General features: G+C 48.7%; 14 protein-coding genes, 1 riboswitch and 1 other annotated feature. Of the genes, 1 reads left to right on the top strand and 13 read right to left on the bottom strand.

The features are described 5' to 3' along the window. Positions 1 to 33 precede the first annotated feature (33 nt). Positions 34 to 278: a binding site (T-box leader), on the bottom strand. A gap of 122 nt (positions 279 to 400) precedes the next feature. Next, the gene (locus tag ACZLMD_RS09925; protein WP_022305995.1) at positions 401 to 1,315 is read left to right on the top strand and encodes a putative ABC transporter permease; all 915 of its coding nucleotides are present in this window, start codon (positions 401 to 403) and stop codon (positions 1,313 to 1,315) included. A 116-nt stretch (positions 1,316 to 1,431) separates the two neighbouring features. On the opposite strand, the gene nrdD is transcribed toward ACZLMD_RS09925, so the two are convergent. From nrdD to ACZLMD_RS09860, 13 genes are all read right to left on the bottom strand, one after another. Further along, on the bottom strand, positions 1,432 to 3,609 hold the full coding sequence (gene nrdD, locus ACZLMD_RS09920; protein ID WP_022305996.1) for an anaerobic ribonucleoside-triphosphate reductase: 2,178 nt from the start codon (positions 3,607 to 3,609) through the stop codon (positions 1,432 to 1,434). A 201-nt stretch (positions 3,610 to 3,810) separates the two neighbouring features. Further along, complete coding sequence (locus tag ACZLMD_RS09915) at positions 3,811 to 4,347, bottom strand: Holliday junction resolvase RecU (protein WP_022305997.1); 537 nt, start codon at positions 4,345 to 4,347, stop codon at positions 3,811 to 3,813. A gap of 33 nt (positions 4,348 to 4,380) precedes the next feature. Next, positions 4,381 to 5,376: an RluA family pseudouridine synthase gene (locus ACZLMD_RS09910; protein ID WP_022305998.1), complete on the bottom strand. Its 996-nt coding sequence runs from the start codon at positions 5,374 to 5,376 to the stop codon at positions 4,381 to 4,383. 48 nt (positions 5,377 to 5,424) lie between these two features. Further along, positions 5,425 to 5,994, bottom strand: a complete 570-nt coding sequence (locus tag ACZLMD_RS09905; protein WP_022305999.1) for a hypothetical protein — start codon at positions 5,992 to 5,994, stop codon at positions 5,425 to 5,427. Between the two features lie 99 nt (positions 5,995 to 6,093). After that, positions 6,094 to 7,677, bottom strand: a complete 1,584-nt coding sequence (locus ACZLMD_RS09900) for an RsmB/NOP family class I SAM-dependent RNA methyltransferase (RefSeq protein WP_489495644.1) — start codon at positions 7,675 to 7,677, stop codon at positions 6,094 to 6,096. 28 nt (positions 7,678 to 7,705) lie between these two features. Continuing rightward, entirely contained in the window at positions 7,706 to 8,509 is an 804-nt protein-coding gene (locus tag ACZLMD_RS09895; RefSeq protein ID WP_022306001.1) for a GTP pyrophosphokinase, read from the bottom strand. Between the two features lie 19 nt (positions 8,510 to 8,528). Next, positions 8,529 to 9,314, bottom strand: a complete 786-nt coding sequence (locus ACZLMD_RS09890) for a M23 family metallopeptidase (RefSeq protein ID WP_489495643.1) — start codon at positions 9,312 to 9,314, stop codon at positions 8,529 to 8,531. A 76-nt stretch (positions 9,315 to 9,390) separates the two neighbouring features. After that, positions 9,391 to 10,182, bottom strand: coding sequence for a pyrroline-5-carboxylate reductase (gene proC / locus ACZLMD_RS09885; protein WP_118560806.1), 792 nt, complete (start codon positions 10,180 to 10,182; stop codon positions 9,391 to 9,393). 101 nt (positions 10,183 to 10,283) lie between these two features. Then, positions 10,284 to 11,702: an ASKHA domain-containing protein gene (locus ACZLMD_RS09880; RefSeq protein ID WP_489495642.1), complete on the bottom strand. Its 1,419-nt coding sequence runs from the start codon at positions 11,700 to 11,702 to the stop codon at positions 10,284 to 10,286. 124 nt (positions 11,703 to 11,826) lie between these two features. After that, entirely contained in the window at positions 11,827 to 13,392 is a 1,566-nt protein-coding gene (gene rny / locus ACZLMD_RS09875) for a ribonuclease Y (RefSeq protein WP_022306005.1), read from the bottom strand. A gap of 94 nt (positions 13,393 to 13,486) precedes the next feature. Then, a complete protein-coding gene (gene metK, locus ACZLMD_RS09870; RefSeq protein WP_486817957.1) occupies positions 13,487 to 14,674 on the bottom strand; it encodes a methionine adenosyltransferase in 1,188 nt (395 codons plus the stop codon). A gap of 102 nt (positions 14,675 to 14,776) precedes the next feature. After that, a riboswitch (SAM riboswitch) is annotated at positions 14,777 to 14,873 on the bottom strand. Between the two features lie 315 nt (positions 14,874 to 15,188). After that, complete coding sequence (locus tag ACZLMD_RS09865) at positions 15,189 to 19,832, bottom strand: leucine-rich repeat protein (protein WP_489495641.1); 4,644 nt, start codon at positions 19,830 to 19,832, stop codon at positions 15,189 to 15,191. Between the two features lie 138 nt (positions 19,833 to 19,970). Further along, positions 19,971 to 21,092, bottom strand: a 1,122-nt coding sequence (locus ACZLMD_RS09860) for an ATP-binding protein (RefSeq protein ID WP_489495640.1), incomplete at its 5' end; no start/stop codon positions are given.

Here is a 21,092-nt window from a genome sequence, read left to right as displayed (position 1 = left end):
AAATATTTCAGCAAATAAAAACCCGCCTCTACTCTTAGAGACGGGAGAATATTCTCACGCGGTACCACTCTTATTCATGAATATATCATGCTCTCACAGGTACAAGAAAAACAGAATCCAATACCTTTCCCCTGTAACGGTGGGAGTCCGTCCAAATCTACTATCGTTCAACCGGCAGCTCCAAGGCGAGTTCACTGTTTCACATCAACTGTTTCGCATCAACCAACAGCTTTCTGTATGAGGCTTCGACAGCTACTATTCCTCTTCTTCGCTTTTGATACCAAATACTATAACACAAACCGTTCCGCTTGGGAACCCCCAATTTGATTTTTTCTCTCATTTCCTGTAATATACTTCATTATAACAAAAGCGAAACGACATAAATATATGAGGTGAAGATATGTTTTTAGGCTTATCATGGTATTTTATTCTGATGGATTTTTATTTATACAGCTTCTTTGGCTGGATCTACGAATGTTCCTTCTGTTCTCTGAAGGAGCATAAGGTGATCAACCGCGGTTTTCTGGTCGGACCACTACTGCCGCTCTACGGCTTTGGCGGAACGATCGTGTATGTGTTTCTGCGTCCTCTGGAGCCGCACCCGTCCCTGCTGTATCTGGGCGGCATGCTTCTCGCCACGGCGATTGAGTATTTTACCTCATGGGGTATGGAGAAGCTGTTCCACGCACAGTGGTGGGATTACAGCCGGGATCCTTACAACTTCGAGGGACGCATCGCACTTGTACCGTCCATGTTCTGGGGCTTCCTTTCCCTGCTTGCGTTTGATTTTCTGCAGCCGGCAGTCTCATCGATCATCAATGCGATTCCTTACCGCACCGGCATGATCCTTCTGATCGTTGTCACCGTGATCGCCGCCTGTGACCTGACATACACCGTAATCTCAACGATCAACTTCCGCAGCCAGCTGGAGGCTCTGTACCATTTCCGGGACGAGCTGGTGGCACAGCTTGAGGAGGAACGCTTCAGCCCGCTGCGCCAGACGATCTTCTCAAAGATCCACACGCAGAACGAACGTGCCGAGAACTTCCTAAAACGTCTCGAGGAACTGAAGGCAAACCATATCGGCGAGGATTCCAAGCTTGCCGATATCGAGGCTCGCTTCCGCGAATACAAGGAACGTCATGCTGCTTTCCAGAAAAAGAATCCTTTCTTTGGCAATAAACGTATCATGCAGGCGTTCCCTACTTTGAAGTTTATCCCACAGTCTATCCATAAAACGGGACACAAGCGGATTGCGATCCGCCTGAAGGATTTCCTGTTGCAGACTTCCGAAAATGAGCATTCCGAAAAGTAAATCTTAGTCAGACAAGCATACCGCAGTATTTCAAAAGCTCCGGCAGACCGGATCACACATTCCCCATTCTCGGGAAAGGTGATCAGCCGCCGGAGCTTTTTGGTTTCAAATTCTATTTACAGATGGAGAACTCTTTCCTTGATCTCCTGGGTTCTTCCCTGATTCCAGAACTGCGTTCCGATGTATCCGCAGGTTCGTCTTGCAACGTTCATTTTGTTCTGGTCAGTATTGCCGCAGTTCGGACATTTCCAGATCAGCTTGCCATCCTCATCGGTGACAATCCGGATCTCGCCGTTATAGCCGCATTCCTGACAGTAATCACTCTTGGTATTTAACTCTGCATACATGATATGCTCGTAAATATACTGCATCACGCTAAGTACCGCATCGATATTGTCCGTCATATTCGGCACCTCGACATAGCTGATCGCACCGCCCGGAGAAAGCTCCTGGAACTGCGCCTCAAACTTCAGCTTCTCGAATGCATCGATCGGCTCTGTCACATGTACGTGATAGCTGTTCGTAATGTAGTTCTTATCGGTCACACCCTTGATCACGCCAAACCGCTTCTGCAGACACTTGGCAAACTTATAGGTTGTGGACTCGAGCGGTGTACCGTAAAGGCTGAAGTCAATATTCTCCTCTTCCTTCCACCTCGCACATGCCGCATTCAGACGCTTCATAACCTCAAGTGCAAACGGAGTCGCACTTGGATCCGTGTGGGACTTTCCGGTCATATATCTTGTACACTCGCAAAGACCTGCATAGCCTAAGGAAATCGTAGAATAACCGCCGTACAGCAGCTTATCGATCGTCTCGCCCTTCTTCAATCTTGCCAGTGCGCCGTACTGCCAGAGGATCGGCGCCACATCGGACGGTGTTCCCTTGAGCCTGTCATGACGGCACATCAATGCCTTTTTGCAGAGTGCCATTCTCTCATCGAAGATCTCCCAGAACTTATCCATGTCTCCACCGGAGGAGCATGCAATATCCACCAGATTGACGGTGACAACGCCCTGATTAAATCTTCCGTAATACTTCGGTTTATTATTCTCATCCACATAAGGCGTGAGGAAGGAACGACAGCCCATGCATGGATAGCAGTGGCCCTCACCGTTCTTGTCAACCTTGAGCTCAAGCATCTTCTTCTCGGAAATATAATCCGGCACCATTCTCTTTGCGGTACACTCTGCGGCAAGCTTTGTCAGATACCAGTACTTACTGCCCTCTCTGACATTGTCTTCCTCCAGCACGTAGATCAGCTTCGGGAATGCCGGTGTGATATATACGCCCTTCTCATTTTTGACACCGAGAATACGCTGTCTTAAGATCTCCTCTGTCACAAGTGCCAGATCATCACGCACCTTGCCCTCCGGCACCTCGTCCAGATACATAAACACCGTAACAAACGGTGCCTGTCCGTTGGTGGTCATCAGCGTGATCACCTGATACTGAATCATCTGTACACCTTTCTTGATCTCATCAAGAACACGAAGCTCGGCAACCTTATTGATCTGCTCCTCCGTTGCATTGACGCCGGATGCCTCAAACTCCTCCCGCACGATCCGGCGGAACTTCTGACGACTCACATCGACAAACGGTGCCAGATGTGCCAGACTGATGCTCTGTCCACCATACTGGGAGCTGGCGATCTGGGCGATGCTCTGTGTCGCTATGTTACAGGCGGTTGAGAAACTCTTCGGCCGCTCAATCGCAGTCTCGCTGATCACAGTGCCGTTCTGCAGCATGTCCTCCAGATTCACAAGACAGCAGTTGTGCATATGCTGTGCAAAATAATCAGAGTCATGAAAATGAATGACTCCCTGTTCATGTGCATGAACGATATCCTCCGGCAACAGAAAACGCTTGGTGATATCCTTGCTGACCTCTCCTGCCATGTAATCCCTCTGAACACTGTTGACCGTTGGATTCTTGTTGGAATTTTCCTGCTTGACCTCCTCGTTATTGCACTCGAGAAGACTTAAGATCTGGTCATCCGTCGAATTGGACTTTCGGACGAGGGCTCTCGTATAACGATAGGTGATATACTTTCGCGCCAGTGCAAATGCACGCTTGTTCATGATCTGGTTCTCCACCATATCCTGAATCTCCTCCACGCTTGGTGAACGCCTCATCTCCAGACACATCTGCTCGACATTGTCTGAAATCTCCTGAATCTGCTGTAATGAAAGACGATCGCTTGTTGGGATCTCCTTATTAGCTTTTGTGATCGCTGCCGTGATCTTTGTGATATCAAAGACTGTCTCTGTCCCGCTTCTTTTTATAATTTTCATTCTCCTCAACCTGCCTTATCTGATAACGATATACATAAAATTGTGACCCGGTATTCCTTTCCAGGTCACAATAACAATGTTAGCATATCCAATGATACGTGTCAATATAAACATAGCAACATATTGTATTCTACAACAGTCTAACCACAATATATGGTATAATATCGCAAATCCCTGTATATTCGGGGCTTCGCACCATTTTCAGTCCTCTCTGCCATCCAGATCCCGCTGCAGCATCTCCAGATAATGAACAAATACCTCTCCCTGCACCCGGATACGGTAGCTCTGATCCAGCTCCTCCCGCCGGAAGCTTTTGCGTCCTCCCGCCTCTGCACGGTTCCAGAACCGCATCATATCCCGGTACGGCACATAATAATATTCATTGCAATGGCTGAAATAAATGATCAGAAATGAAATGCCATCCTGCTGTTCAAATTCGGTCATAAAATTCACCTGATGCTCATGAATATTCTGCAGCGGAAATGTATCGACCGCGCATTCCTTTGCATCAAAACAGATCGGGATTCCCTGTACATTTCCCAGATAATCCACGGTACTTTTCTGTTCAAAATACGCAAGTGTAATATGATGGTGTTCCTTGTCAAATTCCATCGGCGTGATCGGCGTTGGAATCTTCTGTACCAGTGCCAGCTTTTCTCTGCGGTACTTTTCATTGGTCATATTCAGGGATTCCTCCAGCATAGAACCTCGAAGTCCTCTGGAATTCCATGAAGCCATATTCTCTCCTGCCTTTCTTAGTGGGAAGCTGTCTTACCGGTCCGCGGCCGGCGCAAACCCCATCCTCTCGAGCACATTCTTAAATTTCGCCGGCGGCTCTGCCTGAAAGCTCCTTCCATGATAGGTCTGTGGCAGAATGTCTGCATCCCCAAGCTTTAACTGCCATGCATGCAGAAGCTGGCTGCGCAGATGAAATGTTTTCTCTGCCTGTCCTCCCGGAATACCGTACTTGGTATCCCCCACTGCCGGATGACCGATACTTGCCAGATGCGCACGGATCTGGTGGGACTTTCCGGTGATCAGGTGGATCTTTAACAGCGTGTATGCTTCTCCCCCCCAGCGGACGGTCTGCAGCGGCTTATATTTCGTCTCAATCTCCACTGCACCCGCCTCCGGTCTGCGAAGCACCATAACCTTATTTTTCTTTTCGTCCTTTTTCAGATAACCGTGGAGGCTCTGCTCCACCGACAGTGCTCCATGTACAAGACAGAGATAATATTTCTCCAGTGCTCTGGTGCGAAACATCTCATTCATCCACTGAAGACCGCGCACGCTTTTGCCCGCCACAACAAGACCACTGGTGTTGCGGTCAAGACGGTTGCAGATGCCGGGACGGAAGGTTTGTCCTGATGTCTGTCCCAGATAATCCCCCAGCCACTCCACAAGAGAATAATCTTTTCTGTCCGCTTTTTGGGACAGAACACCGACCGGTTTATTTAACACAAGAATATCGGAATCCTCATAGACAACCTCGATCTTCATCTGTGGCTTCTCCGGCTGTTTCGCATTCTCCTCACGGGCTGTACTCTGCTTGCGGAAGCCATCGATCGTGTCATCGGCAAGATACAGTGTAATCTCATCCCCCTCAGCAACCTTCTCGGAACCATCTGCCTTTTTGCCGTTGAGCTTAATGTTCTTCTTGCGCAGCATTTTATAGAAAAAGCTCCGCGGAGCAAGCTGCATATATTTCGCCAGCATACGATCCAGCCTCTGTCCCTCTTCCTGGACACTTACTTTTAATACGCGCATTTATCTCTCCATTCTGATCTGCTCTCTGTTCATTGCTTTATCCGTTTTCTATACGATCAGTGACCGGATATAGGAATCTACATTTTCTGCCTCGTCCTCTGTCACCGCATGCTCCTGCATCCGCTCTGTCTCCTTGCGAAACAGCTTCTCACTGGTGACGATCTGCACCTGAAAATCGCCCCACTGGTGTACTCCGTTAGTCAGATAGTTCCGGATATATTCTACGTCCTGACCACTCTTGCCGACCAGTGCGATCACATGACCGGCTCCCACAACCGCAAAATCCAGATTCATCACCTTCTCCGGAGAAGTGATCACAAGATCCGTATACAGCTTCACATCCGGCAGACCATTTGCCTGAACGCACTCCTTTGCCTTCTCGTAGCGTTCCCTGCTCACACTGTGATATGGAAATAATACGATCAGTGCGACAAGCTGCTTCGCCCACGGAAGCACACAAAGGATCGCAAGCACCGTAAAAATATTTGCCCTCGACATTTTGTTCAGTAACAGTCCGACTCCAAAGATTGCCAATGCGATCACAATGATCGCAATTACCATAATGATCTTCCGTTTTTTCTTCTTGTTGATATACTCAAAGCTTCCTTTTTCCAGCATAATTTTCCTCCATTTTGTCTTTTTCGCGATCAGCGGATATAAGCTTGTCCCGTCCGCAAAACGGTACGTCGATTTCCTTGCCGGTGTTGTGCGTCTGTTTTACTGCATGCGCCAACCGGGATAATATTTGTTCTTCAAGGTACCGGAACCATTGCACTTGCACCAGCCCAGCGGAAAACCATCCACACACACCAGCACATAGCCCTTGTCCATGCAGTCGGAAAGGATTGTTTCACCCTTCAGATACCGCACGGCACGCTCGTCCGAGGCGGTAAGATTGATCCGCTGCACATAATCCTCCTGCCTCATTGCCAGCGCAAGCTGCGCAGACGGCTCGAACCTGCCGTTCTTGTCTGTTCCAAAGATCAGACCGCCAGACACCATCCGAAGACCTTTCATCTCATTCTGATGCAGTGCTTCGATAAGGTAGGTGTCCTTTTTCCGGGACAGATCCTTTTCTGTAAATGGTGCTGACGAAGACAGCGATTTAAAAAAGCTTTCCGGCTCCTCCTGCCCCTTCCGTCTGTCTCCCAATCCACGGTCGCGTCCATCATCCCTGCGGGAGGATTTCTTCTTTCTGCCTTTGCTTTTCTTAGCAAAGGTGTTTTCCTCACGCGCTCCGTTGCCGGTCTCATCCGCAAAGGAGGTGATGCACTTTCCATCCGCTCCAACACCGGTCTCTTCCGCAAAGGAGGTGATGCGCTTTCCATCCGCTCCAACACCGGTCTCTTCCGCAAGCGAGGTCATGCGTTTTTCATCCGGATCTCCCGCCTTGTGCAGAAGCACTGCAAAGTGACCTTCTCCTCCGGCACGGTGCGGAAAGATACGAACGCATTTGCGTAAGCTCTCATCACCGCCGTCGATCCACTCCGGCATACCTTCTGAGTAGCCCGGACAGCGCTCCACATCACAGATCATCATGTCCGGATGCCTGTCCAGGAAGGACTGAATCATCCCCTCATCCTCCAGCGGAGAGAATGTACAGGTAGAATATACCATATCGCCGCCTTCCACCAGAAGACGGTATGCCTGCTCCAGGATCTGCGTCTGGATCGGCACATAATATTCCGGTCCGTGTGCAAGCCAGCTTTTAACCATGGACGGATCACGACGAAACATTCCCTCTCCGGAGCATGGTGCATCGATCAACACCTTGTCAAAAAACTCCGGCAGTGTATCTGCCAGCTTCTCCGGTGTTTCGGCAGTCACAACCGCATTCGTGGTTCCTGCCACCTGAAGATTCTTGGCAAGCGCCATTGCTCTGGAAACGCTGATATCATTCGCCACCAGAATACCGCTTCCGTCCAGCTTTGACGCAAGCTCCGTTGCCTTTCCTCCCGGTGCGGCACACAGGTCCAGAACACGGTCGCCCTTCTCCACCGGAAGCAGCTTTGCCGGGATCATGGCACTTGGCTCCTGTATATAATACAGACCGGCATAGTAATACGGGTGCTTCGACACCGCCGCACCGGTACTGTCATAATAAAAGCCCTTCGGTTCCCACGCCACAGGCTCCGATGCAAACGGACAAAGCTCTGCAAACTCCGTCAGTGATATTTTGTGCGTATTGACCCTGAGCGCCGTATGCGAGGGCTCCTCCATGCTTTTTATATAGTCCTGATATTCCTCTGCAAGCAGCTCTCTCATCGTATCCTGAAACTGCTGTGGTAATGTGACTGTCATCTGTTCGTTATCCTTCCAATCTCTTTGATCAATCTAAGCTCTGCGCCCGGTAAGACTCAGACAGCACATCGAGCTGACGGTTGAAACGCTCTAACAGCGCAACATCGTCTGACTGATATACCCGGAAAAACTCATCCTGTATCTTGCCAACCTCGCGCTTATTCATCGTCCGGTAAAGGTTCTCAATATTGTTCAGTATATCACTGACAATGCTTGCCCGCCGCCTGTTGGAATTCTGTGCATCCATGATCTCATCGCGCACTGACGACATTTCCATATCAAGTGCGTCCACCGCCTTGGCAGCACGAAGCAGACGTCCTCTGACCTCGTCCGGCATGTTTTCTTTGTATTTGTACTGCAGGGAATGCTCGATAATTGCCCAGAAGTTCATGGCAAGCGTCCGGATCTGGATCTCCACCTCCAGATTCTTCGGTCCGTTGATCGTCTGCACGGTATAGTACGCGATCACATGATAGCTGCGGTAACCACTTTCTTTGCTGTTCGTAATGTAATCCTTTTCCTTTTTGATGATCACATCGCTGCGTTTGCGGATGATCTCCACTACCTTCTCGATATCCTCTACAAACTGGCAGATAATACGGATTCCTGCAATATCCTCGATCTTTTCCTCCAGCTCCTCCATCGGCACGTTTTTACGCTGACATTTCTCGAGAATACTGGATATCTTTTTGACACGTCCGCTGACCTGCACGATCGGGCAATACAGTCCTGCATTGTGATGTTCCTCGATCATATGTTCAAATTTGACCGTCAGTTCATCGACCGCCTGCCGGTACGGATCTAATATTTCCCTCCACAGTTGAATTTCCATTGCCTGTCTCATCCCCTTTTCATAGTTTCGTTTCCAGACACCGCAAAAGCCGGTATGGGTCTATTGTTTTCTCTTCTCCGTTTTTGTCATAATAAACGCCAAAATGAAGATGCACCGGGAACTTTCCCCGTGTACCCTCCTGCCCGTATCCGGTGTCCCCCATATAGCCAAGCAGGGTTCCCGCCTTGACAGTATCTCCTTTTTGAAGACCTGCTGCGTACGAATCCAGATGTGCATAATAAAAATATAAACCTCCCGGACTCCGGATACCAACCCGGTATCCTCCTAACTCGAGCCATCCCATCTGCTCGACCGTACCATCCGAAACGGATTGCACCTCTAATTCTCCGGCATCGGCATCGACCGCCATAATATCAATCCCCTCATGACGTCTGCTGCCGCCGTAGCTTCTTCCCTCTCCATATCCATCATCAAAGCCCCAGCTTTTCGACAAACTGCCGTTTTGCTGTGAACCTCCTCTTTGCCGCAAACCACCGTTTTCCTGCTGTGTGCCGCCGCTTTGCCGTGAACCACCGTTTTCCCGCTGTGTGCCTCCGTTTTGCCGCGTACTGTCACTGCTTCGCACCGGAAAGCATCTGGCGTCCTGCCAGAGCTTCGGAAACAGTGCTTCGGCATCCTGCTTCCTAAGATCCTGCATCAGCTCCTGTGCATTGTCCATCCGGCTCTGCCAGCGGTTCTGATACTCCGCACACCAAAGTCCCGCCACGATCAACAAAGCGACCAGTCCTGCTTTGATAAGGATAACATATTTTCTGATATTATGATGCCATATATTTCTCTCCATGAACACGCTCCCCTGTCAACAAGGCTCGCAGACTCAATGTATATATACGACATCCATCCCATGATTATACCTTATGCTACATATTGCGGGACTTCTCCGCACACGCCTTCATGCACTCCATGACACTGCTGCGAAATCCCTTTTCCTCGAGCTTGCACACTCCGGCAATCGTTGTTCCTGCCGGGGAACATACCATATCCTTTAACTCACCCGGATGCTTTCCTGTCTCCAATACCATCCTGGCACTTCCGAGTACAGACTGTGCCGCAAACTGATATGCCTGCGCACGCGGCATTCCCTCTGCAACAGCTGCATCTGCCATCGCCTCAATAAACATAAAAACATATGCCGGAGAGCTTCCGCTGACCGCAACAACTGCATCCATCAGATGCTCACCAACGACCTCTGCTTTACCAAAGCCCCTGAACAGCTTGCAGACCTTCTCAGTCTCTTCTGTGCTTACCAGCTCCCCCGGGCAGAGTGCTGTCACTGCCTCCCCGACAAGTGCCGGCGTATTTGGCATAGTCCTGATCAGCTTAAGCGGTTTTCCAAAGGTATCAGCAAGCCACTGCAGCGATCTTCCGGCAACGATCGTCACGATGATCTGATCTTCACGGATCTCATCGCGAATTTCCTTAATGACCTGCTCACAGTAGATTGGCTTGATCGCAAGGATCACAATGTCTGCCTTTGCGACTTCCCTGTTGTCTAATGTGGTCTTTATTCCAAACTGCTCAGCCACTTTGTCTGCCGTCTTCTGCGTGGCAGAGGACGCAATAATATCCTCCGCCTGCAACAATCCCTTCTGAAGCATTCCTCCGATCATTGCAGTTGCCATGTTGCCTGCTCCGATAAATCCAACCTTCATATACTCTCCTTTCATTGTCCGCAAACATCGATGGTTCTGTATATTTGCAAACAAAACTGCTTGCCGGGTCGCTTCTGACCCTTGCATCCTATTGTTAATAACTACCACGGCACAATTGCCATGGCATCCATAAACTGCTGTTGAAATTCTTCCTGCTGTGCCAGCTCCACATGACCGGCATGGCTGCCGATCCATTCTGTCTGTTCAAGAAATGTCTCCGACAGAAGTGCCTGTGCAGCTCCTTTCCCGGCAGCATTCCCGGCAATCACAAGCTTCTCCGGTGCAATGTCCGGGAATAATCCTGTCAGCACAGCATTTCTCTTGGAAATGTGGCCGCCAAACACACCGGCAATATATAACGTATCTACCTGCGCCAGCGTGATCTCCTGCCGTCGTAAAAGCATCTCAATTCCCGCCTGCACCGATGCCTTGGCAAGCTGAAACTGTCTGATGTCCTTCTGGGTCAGATACACATGCTTTCCCTCCGGACTCTGATACAGCATAAAGCCTTTGTCGGTGATGCGCTCTGCAAGAAACGGTGGCAGCTTCTCCTCGCTCGGAGACTGCAAAAGATACCCATCCTGCCGTATCACATTACACTGGCGCAGAGCCGCTACTGCATCGATCAGACCGGAGCCGCAGATTCCCTTTACGAAAAGCGGTTCCCTGCCCGGTCCGGGGATCACGTCTAACAGAATGTTGCCAATCTGTCTGGCAATCTTTACACCTGCAATTGCTCCGGGTTCACCACGCATCCCCTGCTCGATCTGCGCTCCCTCAAATGCCGGTCCCGCCGGTGCCGAGCAGGTTGTGAGCCTGCCATGGCTGCTCAGTGCAATCTCTGCATTCGTACCGATATCAACAGCAAGCACATTGCCCGGCGCTTCCATGAAATTCAGTGAGCTGATCACCGCCACCGCATCCGCTCCGACATGTGCATCAATCCCGGCCGGAACGATCACCTGTGCTTCCCTCAGCCGTTTCATGCCAAGCTTACTTCCCTGGCACCGGAATATACCACGGTATGCCGGGCAAAACGGACTGCCAGACAACCCTGACGTATCCTGCCCCAGAAGGATATGACACATCGTTGTGTTGCCGACTGCCACGATCCGTTCAACCTGCTCCGGCTCGCAAAAACCCGCACAGATCTCCTCCGCCATCTCCTCAAGCTGTTGTCTGATCAGTTTTTCCAGCTTAGCCTGCTGCCCTCTCTGGCAATGCATCAGACGCATCATCACATCTGCCCCAAGAAGTGTCTGACTGTTCCTACGGGAAAGACCGGAAAGCCTCTGACCGGAGATATGCTCATACAGTTCCATGACTACAGTTGTAGTCCCGACATCCACCGCCAGACCATACCGCCCTCGTTGTAACGATGCCTCCTCCGACAATGTTCCTGCCTTCTCCGGATCATGCCTGTCAGACCTTTGCCGACCTGTTTCTTTTCTTTTATCATGTATTTCATACGCGGCATTCCCCTTGACTGTGTCAGTGGCTGCCGCACGAATGATCTGCATATTCTCACCTCGTGTTAAGATTTGTTGCGAAGTGTTTCCGCTGTCTCCGGAATCTCCCCTTACAGCGAAAAAAACGTCACGGAAATTAATCCGTGACGATTTCTAATTCTAGATATTGTTGTGTCTACTTTGCATAATCGGTAACTCTGGATTCCCGAATCACATTAACCATAATCTGACCCGGATACTTTAATTCAGACTCTATCCGCTTGGAAATATCCCGCGCCATAAGTACCATATCATCGTCACTTACCTGACTCGGTACGACCATAACCCGCACCTCACGTCCAGCCTGAATGGCATATGATTTCTCTACGCCTTCATAGCTATTCGAAATATCCTCTAACTGTTTTAATCTGTTTGTGTAGGTCTCCAAAGTCTCACGGCGTGCTCCCGGTCTTCCCGCAGAAATAGCATCTGCAGCCTGAACGATGCATGCAATAATTGACTCCGGCTCTACATCACCATGGTGTGCTTCCACGGCATTGATAACAACCTTTGATTCTTTATACTTGCGACACAGGTCTGCACCGATCTGGATATGCGTTCCCTCAATCTCCTGATCAACTGCCTTACCTATATCATGTAACAAACCAGCTCTCTTTGCGATACGGACATTCTCACCAAGCTCTGCCGCAAGCAGACCGGATAAATGCGCCACCTCGATCGAATGCTTTAACGCATTCTGTCCATAACTGGTTCTGAACTTCATTCGTCCTAATAAACGGATCAACTCCGGATCAATGCCGTGAACACCCACCTCAAGTGTCGCAGCCTCACCTTCCTCGCGGATCATTGACTCAACTTCCTTCTGAGCCTTAATGACTGTTTCCTCAATCCGTGCAGGATGAATTCGACCATCTACTATAAGCTTCTCCAAAGCAACACGTGCTACCTCACGTCTTACTCCGTCGAATGCAGATATGATAACTGCCTCCGGTGTGTCATCAATGATCAGATCAACACCTGTAAGCTGCTCAAGAGTACGGATATTACGTCCCTCACGTCCGATGATCCGTCCCTTCATTTCATCGTTCGGCAGCTGGACAACTGATATCGTAGTCTCTGCCGCATGATCAGCCGCACACCGCTGAATAGCATTGACTACATAATCCTTTGCTCTCTTGTCCGCTTCTTCCTTCGCCTTACGATCCAGTTCTTTTACAAGAACTGCTGTTTCATGTTTTACTTCTTCTTCAACAGATTTTAAAAGATATTCTTTCGCTTGTTCAGAAGTTAAGCCGGAAATTTCCTCAAGCTTATGCAGATTCTCTTCCTTTGCATGCTCTAACTCTTCCTTGAGGGCATCAAGACTTGCATCCTTTTTGTTAAGGGCTGCCTCTTTTCTTTCCAGCTGTCCTGATTTTTTATCCAGAGATTCCTCTTTCGACAATACTCGTTCTTCATATCGCTGAAGTTCTGCACGGCGTTCCTTGGATTCGCGCTCAATTTCATTCTTTGTCTTGATCGCTTCCTCCTTCGCCTCAAGCAATGCTTCGCGCTTTGTAGTCTCTGCATTCTTCAGAGCTTCATCAACAATCTGCTTCGCTCTGTCCTGTGCAGAACCAAGCTGCTGCTCCTCTGACTTAATGTAACTGTCTACAGCCACCTTTTTTGTGACAAGCGCGGTAACGATAATCCCAACCAATAGAACAACAATAGCAATAATAATATATGCTACCGGTGACATCGAAAAGGACACCTCCTTATATGATTTCGTTGTATATTTTAAGCACAATACAACGATTTAATTTTATACTTTTTGAGACAATATGTCAAGCAGATTACAGATAGCTGCGAAGTTCCTCTGCTTTGTCTGTCTGCTCCCATGGGAGGTTGAGTTCGTTTCTTCCGAAGTGTCCGTAAGCAGCGGTCTGCTTATAGATCGGACGGCGCAGATTCAGCATTTTAATGATACCTGCCGGACGAAGATCGAATTTTTCGCGGATGATCTCAACCAGCTTCTGATCGTCTAATTTACCGGTTCCAAAGGTGTCTACCATAACAGATGTCGGCTGTGCGACACCAATCGCATAGGAAAGCTGGATCTCACAGCGCTTTGCAAGTCCCGCTGCCACGATATTCTTGGCAACATATCTTGCGGCGTAGGCTGCAGAACGGTCTACCTTTGTACAATCCTTACCGGAAAATGCTCCGCCGCCGTGACGCGCATATCCACCGTAGGTGTCTACGATAATCTTACGTCCGGTGAGTCCGCTGTCTCCGTTTGGTCCACCGATAACGAAACGTCCGGTCGGATTGATAAAAACCTTGGTTGTCTCATCGATCAGCTCTGCCGGAACAATCGGGTCGATCACATATTTCTTGATGTCCTCATGAATCTGCTCCTGGGAAATCTCCTCTGCATGCTGTGTGGAAATGACAACCGCATTGACATGAACCGGCTTGTCGTTCTCATCATATTCTATGGTCACCTGACTCTTGCCGTCTGCACGAAGATAAGGCAGTGTGCCGTCCTTGCGCACGCCGGTAAGCTGCTTGGTCAGCTTGTGTGCAAGTGAAATCGCATATGGCATCAGCTCCGGGGTCTCATCGGTTGCGTAACCGAACATCATTCCCTGATCTCCCGCACCGATCGCCTCGAGCTGCTCATCGGACATATCGTTTTCTCTTGCCTCAAGTGCCTTGTCGACACCCATTGCGATATCCGGCGACTGTGAATCGAGCAGCACCTTCACGCGGCAAGTATCACAGTTAAAGCCCTTCTCATCAGCATCATAACCGATCTCACGGATCGTCTCTCTGGCAATCTTCTCGTAATCAACCTTTGCCTTCGTGGTGATCTCTCCCATGATCAGCACATAATCTGTTGTGATAGCGGTCTCACAAGCCACACGGCTCATTGGATCCTGCTCCATCAGCGCATCTAAAATTCCGTCAGAAATATTGTCACATATTTTATCCGGATGTCCCTCGGTTACTGATTCAGACGTAAATAAACGTTTCTCCATCTTGTACCTCCTAAACTTATCAATGTTTCCTGACTACTGTAATAACAATGTTTTATAAAGTAAAAAAATCCATCAAAAAGATGGACTTGATTCACTCAACTCCTCTTATTGTTCGATTGCTCGCTCAGATTGGCACCTTCCACATATGGGGTTGCCGTGGTTTCACAGAGCCTTCACTCTCCACCACTCTTAATAAGAGTTCTACTTATTTAACTAACCTTATCTATCATACACGCACTATACGCATTCGTCAAGCAGTATTTTACCGAATCATTCTGTAAATCCCCCTTGATGGCAATTTTTCATGGAACGGAGGAGCATTTCCCGGATAACGGTAAAAGAGCTGTTTTCTGCATTCACAGAAAACAGCTCTTTACTGACATTTTATTCTCAGAGGGGGGAATCGTAATGCATGATATCTAATATATCACTAGGTCGCATTACTAATTATTAGTATACCCAAACTGAGACAAATTGCAACCCTAAATTGGTAGAAATTTCAATTTATTTCCCATTATTTTTTAATTTTTACCTTCTTTACCTTACTCCATTTGCCGTATACATTCTTTCCATCGACAACGGTGTAAGCTCTTACTTTTACCGCATACTTCTTCTTTTTCTTTAGTTTCTTAATCTTGATGCTGTTGGCGGTGGTCAGCTTTTTCTTTTTGCCATAGGAAACCTGATAGCCTGCCACATCAGCAATCTTCTTCCACTTGATCTGGATGGATTTCTTCTTGACGTTCTTTACCTTCGTAAGCTTCACCTTCGGTGCCGTTACGATAACCTTGCAGACTGCTTCTTTGGAGCTTCCGGATGCCTTTGCCGTAATGTTGCAGACACCGATCTTTACACCGGTTACAACGCCATTAACAACGGTAGCAATCTTCTCATCACTGGACTTCCATTCGATCGCCTGATTTGCGTCGGACGGAGTCACGCTCGCTGTCAGTGTCACCGTTCCACCTACGGCAACCTTTTTCTGTGGTGCAGAAATCACAACCGATTCAGCGACCGCACCAACCTTAACAGTGCATGTCACACTCTTACCGTCCGCCGTTGCTGTAATCGTTGCACTTCCCACTTTAACACCTTTGACGTTACCGGAGCTGCTTACCGTTGCAATATTTTCATCGCTGGTCGTCCAGGTAATCTTCTTGTCGGTTGCTTCCTTCGGAAGCACCTCAGCCTTTAAGGACTCAGAACCTCCAACCTCAAGGAAAAGCTCTGTCTTATTCAGTGTCACGGATGCAACAGGAACCTTTACCTTAACTTTACAGGTTGCAGAAACACCATTTTCTGCCTTTGCCTTGATTGTCACGGTACCGTCCTGTTTACCGGTTACAACTCCGCCGGCTACGGTTGCGATCTTGTCATCGCTGCTTGACCACTCCACGCTCTGAACGGCATCCTCCGGCAATACGGTTGCGGTCAGGCTTGCCTGTTCTCCGACATTAATAGTCAGTTCCTTTTCTGAAAGCTTCACGGACTCTGCCGGTGAGACATATCCCCCCTGCACCTTCACGGTACAGCTGTCGCTTCTGCCGCTGACAAGACTGACTGCCTTGATCGTTGCTTCTCCTTCTGCCACAGATTTTGCTTTACCTGTGATCGGATCAATTGTTACAACATCCTCATTGCTTGAGGAGAAACGATATACATCCTGACAGCCCGGATTTTGTTCGAGCAGCTTTGCATTATCTTTGCTGTAATTATTCTCATCAACAGAAAGTGTAAATTCTTTGTTGACATCAATGCCGACATTTCTTCTGGATAAAGAGATACGATCCAGAGCAAGCCGGACACGGATCTTACACTCTGCCGACTTCTCGGAGCTGCTCTTTGCAACTACCTTTGTATCGCCAAGTGCCTGTGGAAGAAGCTTAATGGTAGACATTCCCATCTTCTCCCCCTCCGGTGTGGTTGTCTGCGCCGGAATCGGTGTTCCGTCAATCGTAGCAACAGATGCATTGTCAACGATCCAGGTTACGCTGTCCGTTGTCTCCTCGCTGCTGTCCTCACCCATGTAGGATGCCTTTAAGTCAACCGCATTCTTAGAACCGTACTCCAGATAGATCACATTCTCCTTAGCTTCCTGTGCAAGACGCTCTGCGGAGAGTGTCAGCACACTGATCGGATTCTGTGCCACATGGATATTGTAAAGCTGTGAAACCTGCAGCACCAGACGTGCATCATTGAGCGCTGTGGTGTTGTTCTCGCTGTGGATATCTCCCTCGAGGCGAATTGTACCGGAGACACGCACTTTCGCGTCACCCTGCTTCTTTCCGTACATGCTGATCGCCTGATATCTTCCGGAGCTGTCGTCTTCCTTTCTTACGGTAACAAACTCGTTGGAATCGTTATTTAACAGGTCACCTGTCTCATCGTTTTTGTCCTTCAGCTCATCGGTTACCGTGATCGACATGTCACGGAAATTCTTAACGCAGTTAAAATCAACGGCGTTCTCCTGCTGATGGTAAATATTCTTCTCCTTGGTAACCGGATTGGCAATCACAGTTACCTTCTGCTTCGCATAACCTGCCACACCGGAGAAGAGCTGATCAGACCACTCAGAAGAGAGCGGCACGGTCACGCTGTCTAACTTATATGTATTGCGGAATGCATTCTGACTGATCTTCTTAACCGTATCCGGAATGGAAATGCGCTCCAGATTGTAACAGTCCTCGCAGACGCTTGCCGGAATCTCCTCAAGCTTCTCAGAGCGGAAATCAATCTGTGAAATATTGGAACGCTGGAATGCTCCCCGTCCGATGGATTCCAGATTCTCCGCAAATCGGAAATCGACATTGCCAAGTCCCGTATACTGCGTGTAGAACGATACGCTTCTTCTTGTACTTAACGAAGTAACACTGCTGCTGACATCCTGTGAGGTCTGTGCGAATGCGTAATCACCGATCTTTACAAGAGAGGATGGTAAAATAACATCTTCCAGACTCTTGCAGGACAAAAATGCGTTGTTACCGATCTCTTCCAGTGCACCGGTAAAGTCGCCGGTCACTGCATTGGCATCGGGATCATAGAAGCCCTCTAATGCATAACACTCTTTAAATGCATTGTTGCCAATTGTCTTGACATTCTTCGGAAGCTTTACGGTTTTAAGACCGACGAAGGTGATCGGGTTATATGTTGTCTTTCCGAGTTCTCCGTTCTCTCCGGATGGAACCGGTGTCGGTGTCACAAGGCAGTCTTTCTCACTTACCTTGCTGGTCGTATTCTCCTTATATGGATAAGAGCCTGCGCCTGCACATACATCTGCCGGCAGCTCTGTCAGACCGTCGCCGAAATAGATCTCTTCCATCATACGACAGTTCTGGAATGCACCATCACCGATCGTTGTGACGGAATCCGGAATATATACGGCACGATAACCGCCCGGGTAAACAGGGACACAATATTTTGCTGCGTATCCAACGCCGTCCTCATCGTATTTCGTAATTTCATAAAATCCGGAGTTCTCAAATGCTTTCTTTTCGATGGTTTTGAGCGTCTCCGGGAAATGAAGCTCACCTTCGATCATTTTACCGGAATAACCGATCGTCTCCAAAGACCAGCAATTACCGAAGCAGTCTTCACCAATACTTTCAAGACCATCCGGAAGCTGTACGGATTCCAGTACCAGATCCGCGTATGTCTTCTTGTCGGTTGCTGTCTTGCTGCTTCCGAACAGCTCCTTCGGAAACTCCGTAACTTTACTTCCCTTCGCAAAGACAACCGACTTCATCTCATACATTCCCGCGAAAGAGGATTCTCCAAGCGTTGTAACGCTTGCCGGGATTGTCAGCTTCTTGAAATCCGTATAAGAGAACGCAAATTCTCCAATCGAATCAAGCTTTGTCAGATCCTTTAAAAAGTCCTCGTTGCAGATCGTGCTGGCATTAAAGGCACTGACACCGATCTTCTCCAGCTTGCTGTCGGATGCGTTGCCATTGTAGGTTACTTTCATGCCTTCAATGCCGTCGATCAGGTCATCCCAGTTGGTGATGTTATCGATGTCTCCGGTAAACTGCTGGGAGCCTGCCATCTGGAATGCATAGCGCGGGATCTCTGTAATATTTACGGAAAGCTTTACACGAAGCAGATTACCTGCGTAACGGAAGGAAGCCTCTCCGATCTTCTCCACCGTGTTCGGCATAACGATCTCCTCGATACGGGAGCTCTCAAATGCCTCCTCACGGATATCTGTCAGCTTATCTGGAAGCGTTACCTCCGCCAGCTGGCTGTTCATAAATGTATTCTTGCTGATCCAGGTCATCTTCGTCTGCTTCAGGTCGATCGATGTGATCTTGCTGGCTGAAAATGCACCCTGGCCAACCGACTCGATGGTTGACGGAAGCTTATTACTCTTGTCCGTGCCGAAGGTCAATGCTCCTGTCGCCGCAAATGCCTGATCGAGAATACCCGTGATCTTGTCGTCACAGAAAATAACATTCTCTAACATCTCACAGTTATTGAACATCTGTGCCGGCACCATATGTGCATTCTCGCCGGTGATAATCGGAACCTTCGCCTCTGTGATCACCTTACATCCACTGAACACGGCTGTTCCCATTTCCTTCACAGTAGACTTCATGCTTCCAACAGACTCGTTGGTAAGCTTGGAGCAGCCACCGAATGCGGAATCTCCAAAATAATCGACCTGAGACAGATCAATTGTCTCAAGGGATGTACAACCGTTGAAGGCGTTCTTGTCAATCCTTGTCACTGACGCCGGAAGCTTTACCTGTGTCAATGCCGTACATCCGTTAAACTCATCCTCGTTGATCTCAACTGCTTTACACAGGCTCAAGTCCAGTGTCGTCATACTCAGAGCATATCCGAGTCCTGTCAGGTCATGTACCTCCGCCGGGACTGTAATGTTTCTGAGATTTGCGCTTCGCAGATCCTTTACAGTTGCTGCGTCACCCTTGCCTGTCTTGTCTCTCAGATACGCTAACAACGCTGCATCTGCAATAATGTCGCTGTTTAACTTCTGATTGTCATTGATCTGACCGGATGCAGCCTTTGCTTTCTGTACGATCTGTGGAAGAATCCCACTGGAACCAAGCGTATCTGCCGCCGGTGTACAGATGACAAGTGCTGATACCAGAGCAAGACTCAGACAGCGTCTTTTCATTTGTTTCCCAAAATTCTTTTTCATGTAATCTCCCTTCTGTCCGTTCGGACGATCCATCCTGAATTACTACCTTTATGATAACAAATTTATATAATCGCGTCAATCAGGCTTTTACATTTATTAAAACAAAAGAATCCCCTGTTTTGGGGATTCTTAAATGATTTAGTCAGCACCGATATGAACCACATTCACCGGTCCGTTTCCAAAGATTTCTTCGTATTTGTTATCGCAGGTTGTGAAGATGACCTGATTCCTTTCGGCAAACTTCTGCACCAGCCTGCACGCCTGTCGTACACGCCCCGGATCCATGTCCGTAAACGGATCGTCAAACACCGCCAGACCGTTGCCCTCCGGGAACAGATGCTCTAACATTGCCAGCCGGAATGCCAGCGCGATCGTATCCTTTGTTCCATCCGAAAGCGTATCATATGTCAGACGGCGGGTTCCGCTTGCCAGATCAATCTCCATCTTCTCGTCCATGGAGGCATCCAAGGCATCCTGTGATATTTCTGCCAGATACTTACGGAAGTGATCCTCAATATCCTGCACCGGATTGTCACTGCTCTGCTCCTTCAGTTCCTGAAATACTTCATAAATGTGCTTCCAGTGCCGGTATGCTTTTCTTGTCTTTTCATAGGTCTGTACCTTTTCTTCTAACAGCTCTGCGTATTCCTCCGCTGCCACCTCATCCATGCTCCGGCTGAGTTCGTTCTTCCGGGCGTTGCTCTGGCGGATATTCTCCTCGAGTTCTTTCACCTCTTCATTCAGCTCTGTCAGGTAACGGTCCGGATCAGGGATCCTCTTATATTTATCCGGAATCTGATTCGCTTCGTCTGCTTCCTTCTGTGTCTGCCCGAGCTCCTGTTCCAGCGTTTCTTTTTGTTTCTTTAATTCTTCAATAGAATGATATTTCGCTTCATAGTCACTTTGCTTTACCTTTCTGCCGCCAAGATATTCCTCCAGCGAAACGCCTGCGCCGCACAGAGCGCAGATGCTGTCGTCAATCTCATCCGGATCAAGAGGGCTGTGCAAAAATTGTTCCTCTGTTTCCGGGCTGTCTGTATGCGCCGCTGTCTCCGGACTGTATTCATGTGCCGTCTCTTCTCCGGCTGTCTCCAAACTGTGCTCACTCTGCCGCATTTCTCCGGTCGTTTCCAAGCTGTACTTTTGCCGTGCTGCTTCCCCGGCTTTTTTCAGACTTTCCCAGTCGGCACCACCAAGGATCTGATCCCACTGTGCATCCAGTCGTTCCATTTCGAACTGACACTGCTGATATAATGTTTT

It is taken from the genome of Jutongia sp. (assembly GCF_057878315.1).
This window is presented reverse-complemented; position numbering and strand designations above follow the sequence as displayed.

What these genes read in the sequence shown, in the direction of transcription:
- ACZLMD_RS09915 (WP_022305997.1), bottom strand. Translation starts at nt 4,347, where the DNA reads ATGGCTTCATGGAATTCCAGAGGACTTCGAGGTTCTATGCTGGAGGAA.
- rny (WP_022306005.1), bottom strand. Translation starts at nt 13,392, where the DNA reads ATGTCACCGGTAGCATATATTATTATTGCTATTGTTGTTCTATTGGTT.
- metK (WP_486817957.1), bottom strand. Translation starts at nt 14,674, where the DNA reads ATGGAGAAACGTTTATTTACGTCTGAATCAGTAACCGAGGGACATCCG.
- ACZLMD_RS09905 (WP_022305999.1), bottom strand. Translation starts at nt 5,994, where the DNA reads ATGCTGGAAAAAGGAAGCTTTGAGTATATCAACAAGAAGAAAAAACGG.
- ACZLMD_RS09900 (WP_489495644.1), bottom strand. Translation starts at nt 7,677, where the DNA reads ATGACAGTCACATTACCACAGCAGTTTCAGGATACGATGAGAGAGCTG.
- ACZLMD_RS09880 (WP_489495642.1), bottom strand. Translation starts at nt 11,702, where the DNA reads ATGCAGATCATTCGTGCGGCAGCCACTGACACAGTCAAGGGGAATGCC.
- ACZLMD_RS09890 (WP_489495643.1), bottom strand. Translation starts at nt 9,314, where the DNA reads ATGGAGAGAAATATATGGCATCATAATATCAGAAAATATGTTATCCTT.
- ACZLMD_RS09895 (WP_022306001.1), bottom strand. Translation starts at nt 8,509, where the DNA reads ATGGAAATTCAACTGTGGAGGGAAATATTAGATCCGTACCGGCAGGCG.
- proC (WP_118560806.1), bottom strand. Translation starts at nt 10,182, where the DNA reads ATGAAGGTTGGATTTATCGGAGCAGGCAACATGGCAACTGCAATGATC.
- ACZLMD_RS09865 (WP_489495641.1), bottom strand. Translation starts at nt 19,832, where the DNA reads ATGAAAAAGAATTTTGGGAAACAAATGAAAAGACGCTGTCTGAGTCTT.
- ACZLMD_RS09910 (WP_022305998.1), bottom strand. Translation starts at nt 5,376, where the DNA reads ATGCGCGTATTAAAAGTAAGTGTCCAGGAAGAGGGACAGAGGCTGGAT.
- nrdD (WP_022305996.1), bottom strand. Translation starts at nt 3,609, where the DNA reads ATGAAAATTATAAAAAGAAGCGGGACAGAGACAGTCTTTGATATCACA.
- ACZLMD_RS09925 (WP_022305995.1), top strand. Translation starts at nt 401, where the DNA reads ATGTTTTTAGGCTTATCATGGTATTTTATTCTGATGGATTTTTATTTA.